Below are 21007 nucleotides of genomic sequence, written 5' to 3' on the forward strand. Positions count from 1 at the left end.
TGATAAACGCTTTCATGGCTGAACCGCACCGTATGTCCGGCTTAAGGAACGTGATGACGAGCAGAACCATCCAGTGGCGTCCCGGCTCTCTCGACCTGGTCCTCGAGCGGCCCGAAGACGCTCCGGCCCGCATCGCGAGGCTCGGGACCGCGTCGCCCGCACCGAGCGCCGTGGCCCCGTTCCGGGTGCAGCCGCTGGTCGAGCTGATGGTTCTGGGGGAGGGCCGGGGACTGTCCAACACCCGGTTCACTGACACCGCCGCCGGATCGCGGCTCCGGTTCGTTGACGCCGTCGAGCAGGCGGACGGCGACTGGCGGGAGCTGCGGGTGAGGCAGCGTGACGAGGTGACCGGACTGGAGGCGACAAGCGTCTTTCGCGCCAGGACGGACGTCCCGGCCCTGCAGGCCTGGACCGAGGTCACGAACACCGGGCCGGCGCCCCGGGTTCTGCAGATGGTGTCGTCCTTCGCCTCCGGCGCGCTGGCCGAGACGGCGGACGACGGCGACCTGGTCCTGTGGCGGGCTCGCGCCGACTGGTGCGCCGAGGGCAGGTGGGCGGCCATCCCGCTGTCGGGGCCGGACGGGCTGGCGGACATCAACAGCGAACTGCACCAGCACGACGGCCGGGGCGCGCTCGTCACGGTGAGCAAGAGCACCTGGTCCTCGGGCGAGTACCTGCCGACCGGCGTCCTGGCGAGCACCCGCACCGGCCGGGCCTGGGGCTGGCAGATCGAGCACAACGGCGCATGGCGCTGGGAGGTGGACCGCCGCCGCGACGGGGCGAACGCCGTCTCCCTCGTGCTGAGCGGCCCCACCGACCTCGACCACCAGTGGAGCACCCGGCTGCTCCCGGGGGAGAGCTTCGTCGCTGTTCCCGTGTCCGTCGCTGTGTCCGACGAGGGTTGCCAGGGAGCGCTGGCCGCCCTCACCCGGCAGCGGAGGGCGATCCGCCGCGCGCATCCCACAGGCGACGCGCTGCCGGTCATCTTCAACGACTACATGAACACCCTCATGGGCGACCCGACCACCGAGCGCCTGCTGCCTCTCATCGACGCCGCCGCGGAGACCGGCGCCGAGTACTTCTGCGTCGACGCGGGCTGGTACGACGACGGCGGGAACTGGTGGGACAGCGTCGGCGAGTGGCGCCCCTCGACCGGCCGCTTCCCGGACGGCGGGCTCGCCCGGGTCTTCGACCACATCAGAGCCAGGGACATGCGCCCCGGTCTGTGGCTGGAGCCGGAGGTCATCGGGGTGCGCAGCCCTGTCGCCACGATGCTGCCTGACGAGGCGTTCCTGAGCCGGAACGGCGAGCGGGTCGTGGAGCACGGCCGGTACTTCCTCGACCTGCGCCACCCCTCCGCGAGGAAGCATCTCGACGAGGTGGTCGATCGCCTCGTGCACGACTACGGCACCGGATTCTTCAAGCTCGACTACAACGTCACCCCGGGGCCGGGCACCGACCGGGGCGCGCTCCAGCCGGGAGAGGGACTGCTCGAGCACAACCGGGCCCACCTGGAGTGGCTGGACGACCTGCTCGGCCGCCACCCGGAGGTGATCTTCGAGAACTGCGCCTCGGGAGCCATGCGGGCCGACTACGCGATGCTGTCCCGCCTCCAGCTCCAGTCCACCTCCGACCAGCAGGACTGGCGGCTCTACGCCGCCATCGCGGCGTCCGCGCCCGCCACGATGCTCCCCGAGCAGGCAGGCAACTGGGCCTACCCGCAGCCGGGGATGCCCGCGGAGGCTCTGGCCTTCACCATGATCAACGGTCTGGCCGGGCGGCTCTACCTGTCGGGACATCTCGACAAGATGAGCCGGGCCGAGCGGGAGCTCGTCGCGGACGGGGTGGCCGTGCACAAGCGGATCAGGACCGAGGTCGCCACGGCCGAGCCGTTCTGGCCGCTGGGGCTGCCCGCCTGGTCCGACGATGTTGTCGCGCTGGGCCTGCGCACCGCTGACACGGTGCGCCTGGCCGTATGGCAACGCGACGGCGGGCCGCACGACATCCAGGTGGACCTACCCGGCCTGCGCGGCCGCCGGCTGTGGGTGGAGACCGAGTATCCGGCGACACTACCCGGCTGGCAGCACCGGTGGGACGCCTCCACCGCGCGGCTCACGGTCCGTCCTGCCGTACCCGGACCGTCCGCACGCCTGCTCCGCCTGCGGCCGGAGAACTGATCCCTTTCAGCGTGGCAGCCCTCACCTCCCACCACACACCAGGAGAATCCATGAAGACGCGAGGCCTTTCCCGCGCGGCAGCCGCCGCCACGTGCGGGGCACTGCTGCTGGCCGGCTGCTCGGCGGGCAACCCCGGGACGTCCTCAGCCACAGCCGGGCCGGTCCCCACGACCTGGCCTGACCCGGGTGCCGGCCTGCAGGGGGTGACCCTCACCCTGTGGATGTCGACGCAGACCGCCTCGATGGCCGACAACGTCATCAAGTCGTTCGAGGCCAAGACCGGAGCGAAGATCAACAAGGTCGTCATTCCCGACGTCTACGAGACCAACGCGCCGACCAAGCTGGCCACGGGCGCCAAACCGGACCTCGCCACCTGGCAACCGACAGGCAGCATGCTCGCGCTGCTCAAACCGTCCACCGACCTGCAGAGCCTGGACGGCGCGCCGTGGCTGGCCAGGCAGACGCCGGCCATCCAGAAGCTGGGCCTGGTGAACGGGCATCACTACGCGGCCTTCGTCAACGTCCCCTCCGTTCTCGGTGTCTTCTACAACAAGTCGGTGTTCCAGAAGGCGGGGATCACGAGCACGCCCAAGAACTTCCACGAGTTGCTTGCCGACGCCCAGAAGATCAAGGCGGAGGGGGTGGCACCGTTCTTCGGCGCCGCCGGCGACCAGTGGCCCACCCAGTGGTGGCCGCAGGTCCTACTGGCCGAGGCGTCGAAGAAGGGCCTGTGGGAGCGGGTCAGCCAGAACAAGGAGAAGTTCACCGATCCGGAGATCCTCGGCGCCGTCCGGCAGTTCCAAGACATGGTGAAGCAGGGGCTGTTCAACAAGGACGACAAGACCTCCAAGTACACCGAGTCCGGCCCGGCCCTGCTCAAGGGCGAGGCGGCGATGGTGCTGCAGCTCACCTCGTTCGCGTCGCTGATGCAGTCGACGGCGGACACGGCGACCATAGACCGGGAGATCGGCTGGTTCCCGATCTCCAAGGACGGCAACATCGCCACGTCGGTGCCCGGCGGTGACAACGCCCTGGTCGCCTTCAAGACCGGAGATCCGAAGCGGGAGTCGGGCGCCCGGCAGTTCCTGCGGTTCTGGCTGGAGACCTACTACCCCGACTACGTGAAGTCTGCCGGCACCGTGTCGATCGAGCCTGCCGTACCGACTCCCGCCGGGGTGCCGGAGGTCGTGAAGCAGGCCACGGCCGCGCTGGACGACGCGGCCGGCTCGATGCAGCAGAACGCCGCGGTGAATCCGGACTTCTACGTGAACCTGGCGAACATGGTCAACGGGACCATGACCCCCGAACAGGTGACCTCCACTACACAGTCGCAGTTCGCCCAGCTCGCCCAGGCACTCGGGATCCAGGGCTTCTGACGGCGGCAGGAGCGCGGACCCCCTCCCGCCCACCACCACACTGAAAGGTATGCAGGATCGCCATGATCCCTTCTCTTTCGGCCGCTTCCGGTCGCTCGCCACGGCGAGCGGTGTTGTACCCGAGCTCGTTCCTCGCTCCGGCGTTCGCCGTACTGGCCGTGTTCTTCTTCCTGCCGACCGTCTTCAACTTCGTCTACGCCTTCACGGACTGGTCGGCCTTCCATGACGACATCCGCCCCGTGGGGCTGGCGAACGTCAAGGCGGTGCTGTCCAACGGCTCCCTGCTGTCGTCACTGCGGATCACCATCGTCTACGCGGTCCTGGTGGCGATCATGCAGACGGGGTTCGGGCTGGGGCTCGCCCTGCTCCTGGAGCGCGACACCCGGATCAACCGGTTCGCCAGGGTCGTCTTCTTCATCCCGGTGCTGATGTCCGCCCTGGCGGTGGGGTACACCTTCCAGGCGCTCCTCAAGCCCGACGGTCCGCTCAACGGGCTCCTCGGCGCTCTCACCGGCCAGCAGGTGACGATCCCCTGGCTCGGCAGCACCACGTGGACGGTGGTGACGGTGGCCTTCGTGAACTCCTGGAAGTGGATGGGGCTGGCGATGGTGATCTTCCTCGCCGGTCTCAAGACGATCCCGGCCGACGTGCTCGAGGCGGCCAGGATCGACGGCTCCGGCAGGTGGAGGACCTTCCGATCCATCCGGTTCCCGCTGATCGCCCCCGCGGTGACCTTCAACGTCGCGACCGCGCTGCTGGGCTCCTTCAACGGGTTCGACACGATCCTGGCGACCACAGGAGGAGGGCCCGCGCAGCAGACCGAGGTGCTCGACATCTACATCTTCCGGGTCTACGGCAACGGCCTGTTCGCCCAGGCGACCACGATGAGCCTCGCCCTCCTTCTCCTGGTCGCTCTGCTGGCCTTCCCTGTCATCGGCTACCTGCGCAAGAGGGAGCGCGTCCTGTGAGGATCTCCGCCCGGGCCTGGTCCCGCCTCGTTCATCCGGCCGTCGTCATCATCCTGACCGCCGTCGTCATCGGAATCCCGCTGTGGCTGGCCCTGGTGACCTCCGCCAAGTCACAAGGCGAGGCGAACCTGCCCGACCTGTCCCTCCCACGGGTGTGGCACCTGTGGGACAACTACTCCCAGGCGTTCACGCAGGGCCGCATGCTGTGGGCGCTGTTCGGCAGCCTGCTGGTCATGGTGCCGTCCGTCGCCGGGGTGCTGATCTTCGGCTCGCTGGCTTCATGGGTGCTGGCTCGGCGGGCAGGGCGCGTCATGGCTGTGCTCTACTCGGCTGCGATCAGCGGGATCATCCTGCCCCCGGCCGTCGTCACGATCGTGCTGCTGCTCCGGCAACTCCACCTGGCCAGCACGCCGATCGGCATGGTGCTGGTCTACATGGGCATGTACATGTCCCTGGTGATCTTCTTCGTCACCGGCTTCGTGCGGACCATACCGGTCGAGGTGGAGGAAGCGGCCCGCATGGACGGCGCACGGCCGCTCGGCATCTTCATCAAGGTCGTTCTGCCGCTGCTGCGCCCGGTCATCGCGACCGCCACGATCCTCATCTGCCTCTACATCTGGAATGACGTCTTCTACGCTTTCTTCGTGCTCGGCGGAGGGACGTACTCGACACTTCCCTTGAACCTGTACTCGGTGGCGAGCAGCAACCTGTATCAGAACAACTGGAACCTCGTTTTCGCCTACGTCGTGCTCATGAGCCTGCCGCTGGTCGTCGTCTTCGTCGTCGCCCAAAGACGGATCATCTCCGGCATCACCGGAGGAGCCGTCAAGTGACGGTGGTCCACTGCTGGTTGGGCTGCCCGTTGCGGCCCCAGATCTATGCCCCTGCGCGCCGTTGGCCTGGAAGGTGCCGGTGACGGTCAGGCCCCGCCCCCACACCCTTCAGCGCGTCGCCGGCGGTATCACCCGTCTCCTCGGCGGAGGACAACGTCAAAACCATGGCGCTCTGCGACGAACTGCTCAGACGTTCGCAATGATCGCTCTCTGGCCTTGGGCGCCGCCGAGCAGAGCGCCTACGCCGCCGACCTGGCCAGATCATGGGCGAGGGGCAAGCCGTGGCTGCTGATGGAGCAGGCTCCCGGCGTGGTCTGCACACCCAAGCGGCCGTTGGCCAAGGAGCCTCGGGGAACTGGGCCGGAACAGCCTCCAGCATGTCGCCCGGGGAGCCGTAGGAGCGCTGTCGTTCCAGTGGCGGGCCTCGCGGGGCGGCGCCGAGCAGCGGCACCAGGGCATGGTCCCGCACACGGGCGCCGATTCGCGGATCTTCCGCGAGGTGTGATGTCGTTCCTTCCGGTGGATTCCCTGGTAGGCCGGTGGCGGAATGCGCCTTCCCCATCGTCGGGCTCAATGAAGTGAGGCAGAGAACGTTATCTGCGGACCGTAGTGATACAGACTTGACGGCACCAGATCTCGTTATCGAACTGTTATGGATATCCGCACAGCGCCCTATCGGAGCCGCGTTCTACATCGATGATGCGGAACCAAAGGACTAGAAAACGGTTGCTGTGAACTCTTGACCGGTTCGGTCGCTCCCGGCATCCTCGACACCTAGGCAGGCAAGCGCTTTCCTGTGTAGCCGCCTGAATGGAGGGCCGTGCCATGTTCGGTGTTCTGCGAAGAGTCTGCTTCGACCAGAACGCGCGGAAACGTCGACGTCCGAATCCGACTCCAGCCGCCGCAAGCGCACACGTCCGACGACTCGGCGCGTTCCCCGCAGCGCTCCTGCTCGTCACCGGACTCCTGTGCGCGGCAGCCCAGCCGGCCGCCGCGCAGGATCTCGGCACGTGCACCCCGACATTCCAGTCCACCGTCCGCGAGCAGGGGTTCGCCCACCCCGGCGTCGGCCTGACCCAGCCGATCCTGGAGAACGCCCGCCGGCAGATCGCCGCGGGCGCCGAACCCTGGACCTCGTCGTTAAAGGCGATGCAGCGCTCGTCCGCGGCTGGGACAGGGGTGACCTCGTCCAACCGCAGCAGCGCCGACCCAACCAAACCCGCCTCCGACGCGTTCAACAGCCAGGGCTTCAACGGCCGCTTCATCGCCGACGGCCTCAAGTCCTACACGCAGGCGATCCTCTACGTACTCACCGGCGAGGAGGTCTACCGCAAGAACGCCCTCGACATCATCCGCATCTGGGAGCAGATGGACCCCGACAAGTACGAGTACTTCACCGACTCGCACATCCACACCGGCATCCCCCTCAACCGCATGGTCTCCGCCGCCGAGCTGCTGCGCTACACCTCGTGCGCCGACGAGGCGTACCCCTGGACCGACGCGGACACGCAGTCGTTCACCGACAACCTCGTAGTCCCAGTCATCAAGACCTTCCAGAACGACAACAACCACTTCATGAACCAGCACAGCTACCCGCTCATGGGTGCGATGGCCGGCTCCATCTTCATGAACGACACCGCCCTCTACAAGCGGTCGGTCGAATGGTTCACGGTCAACGCCACCGCGAAGGACCAGGGCTTCAACGGCTCGATCACGCGGCTGTTCCGATGGGTGGACACCAACGACGCCACCGGCGAGCCGATCGACGACCCGCACGTCCAGCACGCCGAGATGGGACGCGACCAGGCCCACGGCGGTGGCGACCTCACCAACGCCGCGATCATCTCCCGCATGCTGCTGGCGCAGCAGACGAAGGTCGACCCCGTCGACGGCACCGTCTCCGACGCCCCGAACGCAGTGGGTCCCTATGAGTTCCTCGACGACCGGATCCTCGCCGCCGCCGACTACTTCTGGCGGTTCATGCTCGGCCACGACACCCCGTGGACCCCGATGGCGTACGCCATTTCGCCTGACGGCACCATCCGCGACACCTACAACCACATCTCGAACAGCTACCGCGGGCGCTATAACACCGCGAGCTTCTGGGACATCTACTACTATTACGCGTTTACCCGCGGCGAGGACGTCAGAAAGCTCGCGCCGTACTTCGCCGAGGCGTACGCCAAACGCAACGGCCCCCTGTTCTACTACGGCGGCGGCCTCAACAAGGCGTGGGACAACGTGGACGGCGGCGGCGACTCATGGCTCTTCGCGCCCACCTCAGCGGCCGGGCAAACCGTGCCGCCGCTGCAGGCCAGCCCGACGGTCCTCGAAGTCGAGAACAAGTACACCCGGCTCTCCGGCGACGTCGAGCACGGAACCGACGCCGGCACCGCATACGTGCGGATGTCGACCGGGCGCCCCGGCTCCGAGATCGCCTACCTCAGCGGCTCGAGCAAAAAGCAGCTCCTTGCCTTCCGGGTCCGCACCGACGGCGAGGTCCGGCTGCGCATCGACCGCCACGACGACCGCACGATCCTTGTGCCGGACACCGGCGGCGAATGGCGGTACGTCATGTACCCGCACTCCATCGGGGACATGCTGTTCATCCAGGCCACCGGCGACGGGGCGACCATCGACATCGATCACATCAACACGAATGCCGCCGCCGAACTGACACCGCCCACCTTCGACGACACCTCGACCGCCCGCATCGTGAGCTGGAAGGGCGCGACCGCCACGGCCGACCTCTCCGCGCGCTACGCCGGCGCCGACAAGCTCGCCTACACGCCGCAGGGACTGCCCGCCGGGGCGACCCTCGACGCCTCCACCGGGCAGCTGACCTGGACGCCCGCCGCAGCCGGCTCGACCGTCATCACCGTGACGGTCTCCGACGGCACCACCCTGGCGAGCCACCACGTCGTACTCGCCGCCGACCACAACCGCTCCGGCGCGCTCGCGCTCGCCCAGAAGGGCCACGAGGCGGACGCCGAGTACGTCTCCGACACCGAGGCCGCCTTCGACCAGGCGCTCACCACTGCCCAGGCCCTGGACAAGAAGGGCACGGACGACGAGTACCTCGCCGCGCTGGCCCACCTCGTGACGGCGGTCGACGGTCTCGCCCTCCTCTCCCCGCACACGGCCGTGGACCGCAGCCTCGACTATCCCTCGCTCGTGATCAGCTCCACGGCCGGAGCCAACATCGGCAACCTCGTCGACGGCGACAACCAGTCGGGAACCGGGTACGCCCAGGCGGTCAACCTCTCCCACACCTTCGACTTCGGGCCCGACTTCCGAGTTTCGGCGACCCGCTTCGGATTCCAGAGCAACATCTTCGCCGACCGGCTCGCGAACTCCACCGTCTACGGCTCGAACGACGGCAAGAACTGGACCCGGCTGACCCCGGGCGTCACCCAGTTCACCCAGGACTTCAACACCCTCGACGTCGCCCCCGATCTGCGCGACCAACAATTCCGCTACATCAAGGTTCAGATGCTCCGACCCCTGCCGGACGTGCTCTACGGCATCGTCCGCAGCCTGTTCGAAATGACCGAGTTCCACATCTACGGCGACCGGCACGAGATCGGCAACTTCGTCAAGGCGACCTCGATCGCCTCCGACCAGGCCATCGCCGGCAAGATCATGGTCGGCGACACCGTCGACGTCTCGGTCACCGCGAAGAAGCCGCTCCAACAGGTCACCGTCACCGTCCAAGGTGTGAAGGCGAAGGCGAACGCCGACGACGGCGTCAACTGGACCGCCTCAGTCAAACTCGACGACGTGGCCCCCGGCGACATCCAGGTCGCGGTCGACTACCTCGACGCCAACGGCAAGCCCGGTCCGACCGCCTACGGCACCACCGACGGATCGAAGCTCTACATCGCGGGCGACCCCGCGCACTTCATCGACGTGGCCAAGCTGGCCACCGTGACCGCCTCCGACAAACAGTGGCCGGGCAACGGACTGGGCGCCGACGAGGTCGGCTACCTGCTCTTCGACCGCGACCCCGACACGTACGGCGACCTGAACACCGGACCAGGCGCGTACTACGACATCGACTTCGGTGCTCACGCGACCGTGCGGCCCGACGAGGTCCTGATCCTGCCGCGGGCCAGCCACCCCCAGCGGGCCAACGGCACCGTCGTGCAGGGGTCGAACGACGGCCAAACCTGGACCGACCTCACCAAGCCACTCACCGGGGCCGTCGCAAACGGCTGGAGCGACCAGCGCACCTCGGGCGAAGACCACTACCGGTACCTGCGGATCTACAACGCCACAAGCTGGTACGGCGACCTCTCCGAGGTCGAGCTCTACGGCGACATCAAGTACGACGCATAGTTCGGCTCGAAGGCGCGACTCCTTCGGCTAGGTAGGGCAACATCGACCGGCCCAGTCAGGCCGGGCGGGACCCGGACCATGTCGTCAGTACGACGGTCAGCCGGGCTCACCACGCTGGCGGTCCCGCCGGCGATGGCCGGACGATGCCTGGAAACGTTGTCTGAATCGTCCCGCCTGCATGAGACCGGCAAAGTCCCCGAAACACCAGATTTATCCGACTGACATCTTGCCTCTGGCTACCGCCTAGTTCTAACTTTCGTAGAGACCGTTTTCTATCCGGCTACTCCCCGTTCCCGCCGACCCGCGCGGCGCGTTCCCCCTTACGGAGAGGTGTCCTCATGGCCCGTAAGCAGCTGAAAGCCGCAGCTGTCACCATCCTCGCGACGTCCGTCACCCTGGCCGGCTGCGGCGGCGAGCAACCCGCCGCGCCCCAGAGCAAGGGACCGGTCACCATCACCTGGTGGTCCTGGGACGAGCACAAGTTCCTCGACCCGATCGTCGAGAAGTTCAACGCCACCCACGACCACATCAAGCTCAAGGCGGTCAAGCAGGCCGACCTTCCGGGCACCGCGGCGAACCTGCGCAATGCCGTGGCCGCGAAGCAGGACGTGCCCTGCCTGGTCAAGAACTTCGGCGAGGTGCCAGGACTGGCCGGTGAAGGGCTGCTGGAGGACGTCACGGAGGAGTTCGAGCCGTACACCAAGAAGGGCCTGTACAACGAGCCGGCCTACGCCGGCGCGCAGGCCGGCGGCCGCTACTACGGCGTCCCGTCGGGGTTCAACCCGTCGTTCATGATCATCAACCGGGCCGTCTACGACAAGTACGGCATCGCGCCGCCCACGACCTGGGACGAGCTGATCGCGGCGGGCAAGGAGCTGAAGAAGTACGGCGTCTACGTGATGAACCTCGCCGGCGAGGACCCCTCCACGCTGGTCAACCTGACCCAGCAGGCCGGCGGCACCTGGTACAAGGTCGAGGGCAACACCTGGAAGGTGGACTTCCTTTCGCCCGAGTCACTCAAGGCCGCTGAGGTCATCCAGCAGCTGGTGGACAACGATCTGGTGGCGAACCAGACCTACCAGGACCGGCCGGCGCTCATCGCCTACTTCGACTCCGGCAAGATGGTGTCCCTGCCCACCTCCACCTGGCAGCTCGGCAACTACGAGCTCAACTACAAGAAGTCGCTGGGCGACTGGCAGCCCATCGACCTTCCGCAGTTCGCCGGCGCCCCGACGTTCGTCACGAACGCGCACGGCAGCGCCATCCTGGTGCCCAAGGGCTGCCAGAACGTGAAGGAGGCGGTCGAGGCGGCCGTCTGGATGACGACGAGCAAGGAAGCCGTCGACGCCAGCTACCAGGAGGACACCAAGCAGTACGCCTGGCCGGGCGCCATCCCCGACCCGAGCCCCTGGGTCGACTCCGCGGTGCCGGCGAAGTTGTTCGGCGAGCGCCGCGCCGAGGCCAAGAACGTCATCCTCAAGGCGGTCAAGAGCGCCCGGGACCCCTGGGTGGTCGGCCCCAACTACACCGGCGTGTTCACCGAGCTCCAGGACCAGTGGGCGCAGATCGTCACCAAGAAGATCACGGTGCGCGAGGCGCTGGAGCACATGCAGAAGTTCACGGTCGACGACCTCAAGGCCAAGAACATCAATGCCCAGGGCTGACACCATGGTCGCGCCCGCCGTCATGACCTGGCGACGGATCGCGGCGATCAAAGGAGCCTCCTTCACCGTCCCGTTCTTCCTCGGGTTCGTGCTGTTCACGGTGGTGCCGATCGTCCTGGCGCTGCGCGAGAGCATGTACACGACCAAGAGCTCCGGGCTCGGGTTCGGTGAGAAGACCATCGAGTTCTCGGGGCTCGCCAACCTGCTGAAGGGCGTGGGCGACGAGCGGTTCTGGGCGGGGATGGGGCGGGTGGCGCTGTTCGCGGCGATCAGCATCCCGCTCATCCAGGTCGCGAGCGTCGCCGTGGCGCTGCTGCTCGACGCCGCCACCCGGAAGGTGGCGGCGCGGTTCCGGCTGGCGCTGCTGATCCCGTACATGATCCCGGGGATCGTGGCGACGCTCATCTGGATCTATCTCTACAGCCCCGACGTCGGGCCGCTGACGCCGTTCTTCGCGTTGTTCGGGGTAAACGCCGACTTCTACAGCGGCGAGCTGATCTGGGTGTCGATCGGCAATCTGATGGCGTGGGGCGGCATCGGGTTCAACATGCTCATCGTGTACGCCGCGTTGCAGGCCGTGCCTCGGGAGATCTTCGAGGGCGCCCGCGTGGACGGGGCTTCGGAGCTGCGCATCGCCTGGTCGATCAAGGTGCCGTTGATCCGGCGATCGTTGGTGCTGACGACTGTGCTCAGCATCATCGGCACGCTGCAGATCTTCAGCGACCCGATGCTCTTCCGGTCGATGGCGCCGGAGACCGTCACCCGCGACTTCACGCCGATCATGGGCATTTACGACTGGGCCTTCGCGCAGGGTGACTTCAACTACGCCGCCGCCCTGTCCATCATCCTGGCCATCGTCGTCGGCCTGGCGTCGGCGATCTTCTATCGGTTCACGAACACGGCGCCGACCTCATGACCACGACGCTCGACCGCCGTACCGTCACCGCCTCCGCGCCGAGACCCCGGGTGGCGCCGCACAGCAAACGTACGAAGGCGACGGTGCTGTTCGGGCTGATCGCCTTCACCGTGTACTCCGTGGCGCCCGTGTGGTGGCTGATCGTGTCCGCGACGAAGGGGCAGAGCGACCTCTACACGACCAACGGGCTGTGGTTCGCCGAGTTCCGGCTGCTGGACAACTTCAGGGAGCTGTTCACCTACCAGGACGGCATCTTCCTGACGTGGATGTGGAACACCGTGGTCTACAGCCTCGCCGGGACCGTGGGAATGACGCTGATCTGCGTCGCCTGCGGCTACGGCCTGGCGATGTACCGCTTCCGGGGCCGCGGCGTGATGATGGGCTGCATCATCGGCTCCTTCCTGGTGCCGCACGCGCTGCTCACCATCCCGTCCTTCCTGCTCTATACGGACCTGCGGATGATCGACACGCCCTGGGCGATCATCGTGCCGAGCTTCTTCAGCGCCTTCTCGGTATACCTGGCGAAGGTCTACGCCGAGGGCGCCATCCCGCATGAGTTGCTGGAGGCGGCCAGGATCGACGGGGCCGGCGAGTACCGCATCTTCTTCGTCATCGGGGCGCGGCTGATGTCCACGGGCGCGGCGACGATCTTCCTGCTCGGCTTCGTGGGGTCGTGGAACTCCTTCTTCGGCCCTCTGGTCTACCTGCGCAGCCAGGACAAGTGGACGGTCATGCTGGGCCTCTACTCGTGGCTCAAGATCAAGGTGGACAACTCCACGGACCTGACCGGGCTGGTCGTGGTCGGCTCGATCGTCTCGCTGATCCCCATGGTGGCCTTGATGGTGTCCATGCAGCGCTACTGGCGCTCCGGCGTCACCTTGGGCAGCCTCAAATAGAGTGCTGTAAGAAAACGTTGTCTATACTGCGGGATCATGGCCAGGAGAGACGAGCACCGCCCGAACACGATCCGGGACGTCGCGGCGCGGGCCGGCGTGTCCGTCTCCACGGTGTCCAGGGTGATGGCCGGCGACTACCCGGTGGCGCAGGCCACCAGGCTGCGGGTGCAACGGGCCATCAAGGAGCTCAACTACGTCGCCAACACCCACGCCCGCGCGCTGGTGGCGGGCAGCACCCAGACGGTGGCGTTCATCGTCAACGACGTGCGCGGGCCCGCCTTCGCCGCCGCCGTGCACGGGGCCGAGCACGAGGCGGCCCGCCGCGGGCGGCTGTGCCTGGTGTGCACGACCGAGGGCGATCCCGCGCGGGAGCTGGCCGCCATCCACCTCATGCGCGAGCAGCGCGCGTCGGCGGTGATCCTCATCGGTGGGGCGGTCGACGAGCCTGCCTACCACACGCGCATGGCCGAGATCGCGCGCTCGCTGGACGCGGCGGGGTCGCGGCTGGTCCTGTGCGGCCGGCCGCCGATCGGCGCCGACATGCCGGTCACGGTCGTGGAGTACGACAACGAGGCCGGCGCCTACGCCGCGACAGCCCACCTGCTGTCCCGCGGGCATCGGCGGATCCTTTTCCTGGGCGGCGGGCCGCCGGGGTTCACCACGACCGCGGGTCGGCTGGCGGGGTATCGGCGGGCGCTGGAGGACAATGGAGTGCCCGTCGACCCCGAGCTGATCGAGACGAAAGTGCAGTTCAGCCGGGCGTCCGGCTATGAGCACACGCGGCGGTGGCTGAGCTCGGGGCCGCCGTTCACCGCGATCTTCGCCGAGACGGACATCGTCGCGGGCGGCGCGATGGCCGCGATCTTCGAGGCGGGGCTGAGCGTGCCCGAGGACATCTCGCTCGTGGGCTACGACGACATACCGCTGGCGACGGACCTGCGGCCGCAGTTGACGACCGTGCGCGTGCCGTACGAGGAGCTGGGCCGCAGTGCCGTGCGGCTGGCATTGGAGTTGAAGGAAGGGCGGGCGAGCAGCGGCTCGGAGCAGCATGCCGTCTTCGGCACCCACGTCGTGGTGCGCCAGTCCGTCGCGCCACCCGCCCTCCAGTAGCGCGTCGCGCACGGCCCCGGCCAGCGGGGCGGGTCGGCCAGGCCCGCCCGCACCGCCAGCGCCCCCAGCATGCTGCTGACCGCGGCCGATCCTCATGCTCCGATCAGCCATACTCCGGTTCTCTCCTGTCTCCTCTCGCGATCGTTCACCGGGACGGTGGGCGGCGGCCACTGTGCGGCCGCCGCCCGACGCGATGGGTCATTCGGAGGAGAAGGCGGCGTCGAAAGCGGCGGCCGGTGGAGTGATGGCGTTGAGCGAGCGGATGTAGGCGAGGGATTCCGGTGCGCCGTGCAGCCGGTCCATGCCCGCGTCCTCCCACTCGACGGAGATCGGGCCGTCGTAGCCGATGTGGTTGAGCGCGCGGAAGCACGCCTCCCACGGCACGTCGCCCCGTCCGGTGGATACGAAGTCCCAGCCACGCCGGGGGTCGGCCCAGGCCAGGTGGGAGGACAGGCGGCCGCGCCGGCCGTCGCGGGTGGCCACCTGGGCGTCCTTGCAGTCCACGTGGTAGATCCGGTCGGCGAAGTCGAGGATGAAGTTCGCCGGGTCCAGGTCCTGCCACACCATGTGCGAGGGGTCCCAGTTCAGCCCGAAGGCAGGCCGATGCCCGATGGCCTCCAGCGTCCGGACCGTGGTGTGGTAGTCGTAGGCGATCTCGCTCGGGTGCACCTCATGGGCGAAGCGCACCCCGACCTCGTCGAAGACGTCGAGGATCGGGTTCCACCGGTCGGCGAAGTCGGCGTAGCCCGCCTCGATCATCGACGGGGGCACCGGCGGGAACATCGCCAGCGTGTGCCAGATCGACGAGCCGGTGAAGCCGACGACGGTCGTGACGCCGAGCGCGGCCGCCGAGCGGGCGGTGTTCTTGATCTCTTCGGCGGCGCGCCGCCGTACGCCTTCGGGTTCACCGTCGCCCCAGATGCGGGCGGGCACGATGCCCTTGTGGCGCTCGTCGATGGGGTGGTCGCAGACCGCCTGGCCGACCAGGTGGTTGGAGATCGTCCACACCCCGAGGTTGTACTTGGCCAGGGTCTCCTTCTTGCGTTCGATGTAGGAGTCGTCCGCGAGGGCCTTGTCGACCTCGAAGTGGTCGCCCCAGCAGGCGATCTCCAGGCCGTCGTAGCCCCACTCTGACGCCAGCCGGCAGACCTCCTCGAACGGCAGGTCCGCCCACTGCCCGGTGAACAACGTGACCGGCCTCGTCATGAACCCTCCACAGTGATGAAGCGGCTGTCCTCAGCCGCGCTCTGCTCGACAGCCGCCAGCACCCGCTGCACCCGCAGGCCGTCCTCGAAGGACGGTGCGGGGTCGGTGCCGGCGGCGATCGCCTCCAGGAAGTCCTTCATCTCGTGGACGAAGGCGTGCTCGTACCCGAGGCCGTGACCAGGCGGCCACCACGCCCCGGCGTACGGGTGGTCCGGCTCGGTGACCTGCACCCGCCGGAATCCGTGCTCGGCGCTGTCGATGGTGTGGTCGTGGAACCACAGGTCGTTCATCGACTCGAAGTCGAAGGCCAGGCTGCCCAGGGCGCCGATGTCGCCGAGGGCCCCAGAGCCGGCCTTGTCCTTCTGGAGCCGCCAGACCAGGGGGAATTCCGGGTCGACGATCCAGTCCTGCAGATACTGCGCCCGTACATGCCGGATATCGCCGAGCATGCCTCTTCGACGAACCGCCGGGCCAGCGCGACGGCGGGCACGCGGCGGTAGTTGAAGGCGACCATGCTGCGCACACCGCGCGCCGCCGCCTCCTTCGCCGCCACGGCCATGGCCTCGGCCTCGGCGACGGTGTTGGCGAGCGGCTTCTCGCAGATCACGTGCTTGCCTGCCGCCAGCGCCGCGACGGCAATCTCGGCGTGCGAGTCGCCGGGCGTGCAGATGTCGACGACCTGCACGTCGTCGCGGTCGAGCAGGCGCTTCCAGTCGGTCTCCGCGCCGGCCCACCCCAGCTTCTCGGCGGCCTGCGCGGTCGCCTCGGCGGATCTGCCGGCCACGGCCACCATCGAGGGCCTGAACGGCAGGTCGAAGAACGCGTCCACGCTGCGCCACGCCTGGGAGTGGGTACGGCCCATGAACGCGTAGCCGACCATGCCGATCCCGATGACGGGCCTCATGACTCGAACCCGAGAGGCAGGTACTGGGCGGCGTTGTCCTTGGTGATGGTCTCCGAAGCCAGTGTGATCGACTGCGGCACCTGCTGCTCCAGCAGGTCGCTCATGCCCTTGCCCTGGGCAATCAACCGGGCGATCTTGATCGCCGAGGCGGCCATGGTGGGGGGATAGGTGACGGTGGCCTTCAGCACGCCGCTGTCGGCCTGGATGTCACGCATTGCGTTGGCCGAGCCCGCGCCGCCGACCATGAAGAACTCGTTGCGACCGGCCTCCTTGATCGCCGCCAGCACGCCGATGCCCTGGTCGTCGTCGTGGTTCCAGATCGCGTCGATCTTCTTGTGCGCCTGGAGCAAGTTGGCGGCCACCTGCGTTCCGGACTCCACCGTGAACTTGGCGTCCTGTTGGGCGGTCACCTTGAAGCCGTACGTCTTCAGCGCGTCGGCGAATCCCTTGCTGCGGTCCTGGGTCAGCGGCAGCGTGGCGATGCCCTGGATCTCCAGGATGACCGGGTTGGAGACGCCCTTGTCCTTCAGCGTCTTGCCGATGTGGTGTCCGGCGGCCACACCCATGCCGTAGTTGTCCCCTCCGATCCAGGCCCGGTACGACAGCTTGTCCGGGAAGACGCGGTCCACGTTGACCACCGGGATGCCCGCGTCCATGGCCTGCCGGGCGACCTGGTTGAGCTGCTGGCCGTCGTTCGGCAGGATCACCAGCACGTTGACCTTGGCCTGGATCAGCGACTCCACCGCCGAGATCTGCTGGTTGATGTCGTTGGTCGGCTCGACCGGCTTGAACTCGACGTCGGTGTACTGCTTGGCCGCGTCCGCCGCGTTCTTGCTGATGGCGGCGATCCAGCCGTGGTCGGCGGCCGGGGCCGAGAAACCGATGACGACCTTCTCGCCAGGGGCGTCGTTGCCTTCCTTGGCCGCGGGAGCGGCGGCGGGCGCGCTCGCCTGCTGGGTGGCGACCGGCTCGTTGCTGGTGCAGGCGCTGATGAGGGCACCCGCGCCGAGGGCGGCGCCGCTGAAGAGGAAGCCGCGCCGGGCGACGTTCTTATCCATGTCTGCTCTCCTTGCTGAAGCCGGAAGGCTTGCGATCCGGCCCTGGTGTCAGGTGTGTGTTCTGAGGCTTCGCCGCTGCAGCAGCACGGCGGCGACGATGATCGCGCCTTTGGCGATGAGCTGGTCGGCGCCGTTCTGGCCGAGCAGGCAGTGCACCTCTCCGGCTCTGACCTCAAGGTTCACACCGTCCAAGGCGCGCACGCCCGGGAACTGCTTGACGATTCCTCGCATCACGAGCAGCGATGACGAGTCGGATGGTGACCGCGGCACAGGGGCCTCCCTTGGTTACGGTGTGGCCGTGCCCGACTGGTTGCCCCGCCCGCCTGACGGCGCCGGTTGGCACCGCCGCGACGGCACCGAGGTCGGCGTCAACGGTGCCGGTGCGGCTCCGGGTGACCGATCAGGCGGGCGGGACGTTCTGGGTGGGGAAAGGGCACGGGAAAAGGGGCACGGGGTTTCCCGTCCGCCTGACCGCATGCCCCATGGCCGCGGCACGCGAGATGGGCGGGATGTGCCGAGGCGGTGCGGAACAGGACGGTCAGGCGGACGGGAGGTTCAGGTAGCGGGCGGTAGATCGGGACCGCGTGGCGGACACGCGGGTCAGGCTGACTGTGGCAATCAGGCCATCGGGGTTCCCTCGATGACCCCGATGGTTGGAGACGTTCGGATCGAGATGCTTGTGGGGTCGGACAGTGCTCGTTCGACGACGACTCCGGCCGCTCCGCGTGAGGCGGCGCCGAAGCCGAGGTCGGAGGCGACGAACCGGCAGCGCTCGACGGCGTCGCTCATGCCCAGGCGTGCCAACGCCTGCTGCGCCGCGGGGATGAGCAGGTCGGCGAGTCGCGCGAAGTACCCGCCCAGCACGATCACCCGTGGGTTGAAGAGGTTGACCAGCATGGCCGCCCCGATTCCGAGCCACCGGCCCGCCTCAGCGGCGGCGGCGTCGACGCGGGGATCTCCTTCGGCCCGTCGCTGCTCGATCTCGGCCAGCCGCTCCTCCGGGTCGCGGACGACCTGCGGGCCGGTACCGTACGCGCGGTCAGGTGTGGCCATGCGGACCAGCGCGGCCAGCCCGACTTTGGTCTCCCAGCAGCCGACCCGGCCGCAGCGGCACGACTCGCCGGAGGGATCGATCATGACGTGGCCGACCTCCCCCGCGAATCCGTCCGCTCCGCCCAGCAGCCGGCCGCCGGCGATGACGCCGCCGCCGATGCCCACCTCGCCTGTGAGGTAGACCAGGTCGGAGGTGCCCGCCGCGACGCCCGAGGTGTACTCGGCGAGAGCGGCGAGGTTGGCGTCGTTGTCCACCGCGACGGGGATGTCCGCGGCGATGTTCGCGCGGGACAGCCGCTCCGCGACCGCCACCCCGCGCCAGCCGAGGTTCGGGGCGACGACGACGGTGCCGGTGGTGGTGTCGATCAGGCCGGGGACGGCCACGGTGATCCCGGCCGGCGTGATCCCGAGCCGGTCGAGGTCGGCGACGGTCTTCTCGGCCATGCGGGCCAGCTCGTCCAGCGAGCGTTCCGGGCCGGAGCCCATGGCGTCGAAACCGATGCGCCGATCGATGATCACCCTGCCGGCCAGGTCGGTGGCGATCGCGGCAATGTAGTCGACGTTGACTTCCATGCCGAGGGCGCCGACCAGGGAGCCGTCCAGGGTGAGCGCGACACCCGGGCGGCCGACGGAGCCGGCGTGCTGCGGCCCCATCTCCTTGACCAGTCCGCGCGCCTGCAACTCGCTCACCAGACTGGTGACGGTCGCCTTGTTCAGCCCGGTCGCGGCGGCGACGGCCGATCGGGTGCACGGGCCGCACGCGCTGACGTGACGCAGCACGAGGGCGAGGTTGGAACGGCGCACGGTGGCCTGGTCCGCGGGAACTCCCGCGGACCCGCCGCGACTCATCGAGTCGGTCGCGTGGCCGTCGGCCCGGCTGTGGTCCACGCCCCTCCTCGATTAGTTCAGATGGCTAGCCGAATTAAAGGCACGACTTCCTGCGGGCACAAGTATTAAATCGTTCGCAACTTGCGTAACGTTCCGATAACTGAAGCGAGAAACGCGCTGAAGTGCACGGAAATGAGCGATGCCAACTCGTTACGGACTCGAGGGGTGCGTGGCCCGACATCGCCGTGTTACAACCCTGATTAATTGATCTGGGAGACAAACAAATGGGCAGGTGGTGCGGGTGGCGTACAGACCGTCCCGCTCCCGCGCCCCGGGCGGCGCCGCGCCGACGGGTCCCGCCACGCTGCGCCGGGCGAACCTCTCGCTGGTGCTGCGCGAGCTGCGCGACCACACATCGCTGTCCCGTGCCGAGATCGCGCAGGCGACCGGACTGCACCGGGCCACCGTCTCCAACCTCATGGCCGAACTCCTGGAACGGCGGCTGGTACGGGAGGTCGGCGTCGAGCACGTGGGCGCGATCGGGCGCCCCAGACGGGCGGTGGCGCTGCACGGCGCGCACGTCGGCGCCCTGGGCATGGAGATCAACGTCGACTACATCGCGGTCCACGGCACCGACCTGAGCGGCCGGAGTCTGGTCGAGCGCCGGGTGGTCCACGACGCGATGGGCAGCGGCCCGGACAACGCCGTGCGCCGGCTCGGGCTCGTGGCCAAGGAGGCCGTGGAGGCGATGGGGCGGGCCGGAGCTGTCCCCTCCGGCATCGTGGTGGCCGTCCCGGGACTCGTGGACGTGACACGCGGCGTCGTGACACTCGCGCCGAACCTCCACTGGCGCGATCTGCCCCTGGCCGAGCAGCTGAGCTCCATGCTCGGCCCGCGGAGCGTGCCGGTGCGGGTGGACAACGACGCGAACCTCGCCGCCCTGGCCGAATACACCTCCGGCGTCGCCGCCGGCACGCCCCACCTGGTCTATCTCACCGGAGAGGTGGGCGTGGGCGGCGGCATCATCTCAGGCGGCGAACTTCTGCGCGGAGCGGACGGATTCTCCGGCGAGGTCGGGCATCTGCGGGTCGACCCCAACGGCGACCAGTGCGGCTGTGGCCGCATCGGCTGCTGGGAGACCAAGGTCGGCCTGGCCGCGCTCGTCCGCGCGGCCATGCCCGAACAGGCGTACGGGCTGCCCGGCATGCCGGTGCCCGACCCCGGCGAACGGGTGGCCGACATCGCCAGAGGGCTGGCCTCGGGCGACCGGCGGATGATGACGGCGGTGGCGCAGGTAGGCGAGTGGCTCGGGCTCGGCGGCTCGATCCTGGCCAACCTGTTCAACCCGCGAGTGATCGTCATCGGCGGCTACTTCGCCTCACTGGCCCAGTGGCTGCTGCCGCACGCGCAAGATCAGCTGCGCCGGCTCGTGGTGGCCGCTCCCGCCGCCCAGTGCCGATTCGTCGCCTCCACGCTCGGCTTCGGCGCCGCCTCCCGGGGTGCCGCGAGCATGGTGGTCAACCACATCATCGACGACCCGACGATCTTGGATTCACTGCCCAGGCCGGCACCTTAGCGACGGCCCCACAGACCTGGAGACGGCACCCTCCAGCAACCGCAACATCCGCTACCACCAAGTGGCAACAAGCGCGGCGGCGCGCGCCTTGCCTGACGTCCCCC

The 21007-nt window shown here is 68.3% G+C and carries 16 protein-coding genes and 1 pseudogene; 11 read left to right on the top strand and 6 right to left on the bottom strand.

The window, feature by feature from the left end; translation table 11 throughout:
- The first annotated feature begins 53 nt into the window (after positions 1 to 53).
- The 10 genes from ABN273_RS35680 to ABN273_RS35725 all read left to right on the top strand — a co-directional run bounded on the left by ABN273_RS35680 (position 54) and on the right by ABN273_RS35725 (position 14278).
- Positions 54 to 2177 (top strand): glycoside hydrolase family 36 protein, encoded by a 2124-nt coding sequence (locus tag ABN273_RS35680; protein ID WP_349453510.1) that lies wholly within the window; start codon positions 54 to 56, stop codon positions 2175 to 2177.
- 50 nt (positions 2178 to 2227) lie between these two features.
- Positions 2228 to 3553 (top strand): extracellular solute-binding protein, encoded by a 1326-nt coding sequence (locus ABN273_RS35685; protein ID WP_349453511.1) that lies wholly within the window; start codon positions 2228 to 2230, stop codon positions 3551 to 3553.
- A 110-nt stretch (positions 3554 to 3663) separates the two neighbouring features.
- Positions 3664 to 4521: a carbohydrate ABC transporter permease gene (locus tag ABN273_RS35690; RefSeq protein ID WP_349453512.1), complete on the top strand. Its 858-nt coding sequence runs from the start codon at positions 3664 to 3666 to the stop codon at positions 4519 to 4521.
- Positions 4518 to 5354, top strand: a complete 837-nt coding sequence (locus tag ABN273_RS35695) for a carbohydrate ABC transporter permease (protein ID WP_349453513.1) — start codon at positions 4518 to 4520, stop codon at positions 5352 to 5354. The genes ABN273_RS35690 and ABN273_RS35695 overlap by 4 nt, the downstream gene beginning before the upstream one ends.
- A 355-nt stretch (positions 5355 to 5709) precedes the next feature.
- A complete protein-coding gene (locus ABN273_RS59745; RefSeq protein WP_502911178.1) occupies positions 5710 to 5859 on the top strand; it encodes a beta-galactosidase in 150 nt (49 codons plus the stop codon).
- A gap of 320 nt (positions 5860 to 6179) precedes the next feature.
- Positions 6180 to 9692 (top strand): putative Ig domain-containing protein, encoded by a 3513-nt coding sequence (locus ABN273_RS35705; protein WP_349453514.1) that lies wholly within the window; start codon positions 6180 to 6182, stop codon positions 9690 to 9692.
- Between the two features lie 338 nt (positions 9693 to 10030).
- On the top strand, positions 10031 to 11356 hold the full coding sequence (locus ABN273_RS35710; RefSeq protein ID WP_349453515.1) for an ABC transporter substrate-binding protein: 1326 nt from the start codon (positions 10031 to 10033) through the stop codon (positions 11354 to 11356).
- Positions 11343 to 12272, top strand: coding sequence for a carbohydrate ABC transporter permease (locus ABN273_RS35715; protein WP_349453516.1), 930 nt, complete (start codon positions 11343 to 11345; stop codon positions 12270 to 12272). Before ABN273_RS35710 ends, ABN273_RS35715 begins: the two co-directional genes overlap by 14 nt.
- Complete coding sequence (locus ABN273_RS35720; protein WP_349453517.1) at positions 12269 to 13168, top strand: carbohydrate ABC transporter permease; 900 nt, start codon at positions 12269 to 12271, stop codon at positions 13166 to 13168. The genes ABN273_RS35715 and ABN273_RS35720 overlap by 4 nt, the downstream gene beginning before the upstream one ends.
- Positions 13169 to 13204: 36 nt before the next feature.
- Positions 13205 to 14278, top strand: a complete 1074-nt coding sequence (locus ABN273_RS35725; protein ID WP_349453518.1) for a LacI family DNA-binding transcriptional regulator — start codon at positions 13205 to 13207, stop codon at positions 14276 to 14278.
- A gap of 198 nt (positions 14279 to 14476) precedes the next feature.
- On the opposite strand, the gene ABN273_RS35730 is transcribed toward ABN273_RS35725, so the two are convergent.
- From ABN273_RS35730 to ABN273_RS35755, 6 genes and pseudogenes are all read right to left on the bottom strand, one after another.
- A complete protein-coding gene (locus ABN273_RS35730) occupies positions 14477 to 15484 on the bottom strand; it encodes a sugar phosphate isomerase/epimerase family protein (protein WP_349453519.1) in 1008 nt (335 codons plus the stop codon).
- The gene (locus tag ABN273_RS35735; protein WP_502911179.1) at positions 15481 to 15885 is read right to left on the bottom strand and encodes a Gfo/Idh/MocA family oxidoreductase; all 405 of its coding nucleotides are present in this window, start codon (positions 15883 to 15885) and stop codon (positions 15481 to 15483) included. Before ABN273_RS35735 ends, ABN273_RS35730 begins: the two co-directional genes overlap by 4 nt.
- Positions 15771 to 16388 carry a Gfo/Idh/MocA family protein gene (locus ABN273_RS35740; RefSeq protein ID WP_349453521.1) on the bottom strand — a complete coding sequence of 206 codons (618 nt, stop codon included), beginning with the start codon at positions 16386 to 16388 and terminating at the stop codon, positions 15771 to 15773. Before ABN273_RS35740 ends, ABN273_RS35735 begins: the two co-directional genes overlap by 115 nt.
- Positions 16385 to 17446 carry an ABC transporter substrate-binding protein gene (locus ABN273_RS35745; protein WP_349453522.1) on the bottom strand — a complete coding sequence of 354 codons (1062 nt, stop codon included), beginning with the start codon at positions 17444 to 17446 and terminating at the stop codon, positions 16385 to 16387. The genes ABN273_RS35740 and ABN273_RS35745 overlap by 4 nt, the downstream gene beginning before the upstream one ends.
- Positions 17447 to 17572: 126 nt before the next feature.
- A pseudogene (locus ABN273_RS35750) lies at positions 17573 to 17677 on the bottom strand (sugar ABC transporter ATP-binding protein); the annotation flags it as partial.
- 387 nt (positions 17678 to 18064) lie between these two features.
- Positions 18065 to 19387 (bottom strand): ROK family transcriptional regulator, encoded by a 1323-nt coding sequence (locus ABN273_RS35755; protein WP_349453523.1) that lies wholly within the window; start codon positions 19385 to 19387, stop codon positions 18065 to 18067.
- Between the two features lie 241 nt (positions 19388 to 19628).
- Here ABN273_RS35755 and ABN273_RS35760 point away from each other — a divergent pair, with 241 nt between their 5' ends.
- Positions 19629 to 20903, top strand: a complete 1275-nt coding sequence (locus ABN273_RS35760; RefSeq protein WP_349453524.1) for an ROK family transcriptional regulator — start codon at positions 19629 to 19631, stop codon at positions 20901 to 20903.
- The last annotated feature ends 104 nt before the right edge of the window (positions 20904 to 21007 follow it).

Origin of the sequence: Nonomuraea sp. B19D2 (assembly GCF_040137845.1) — a bacterium.
Taxonomy (GTDB): Bacteria; Actinomycetota; Actinomycetes; order Streptosporangiales; family Streptosporangiaceae; genus Nonomuraea.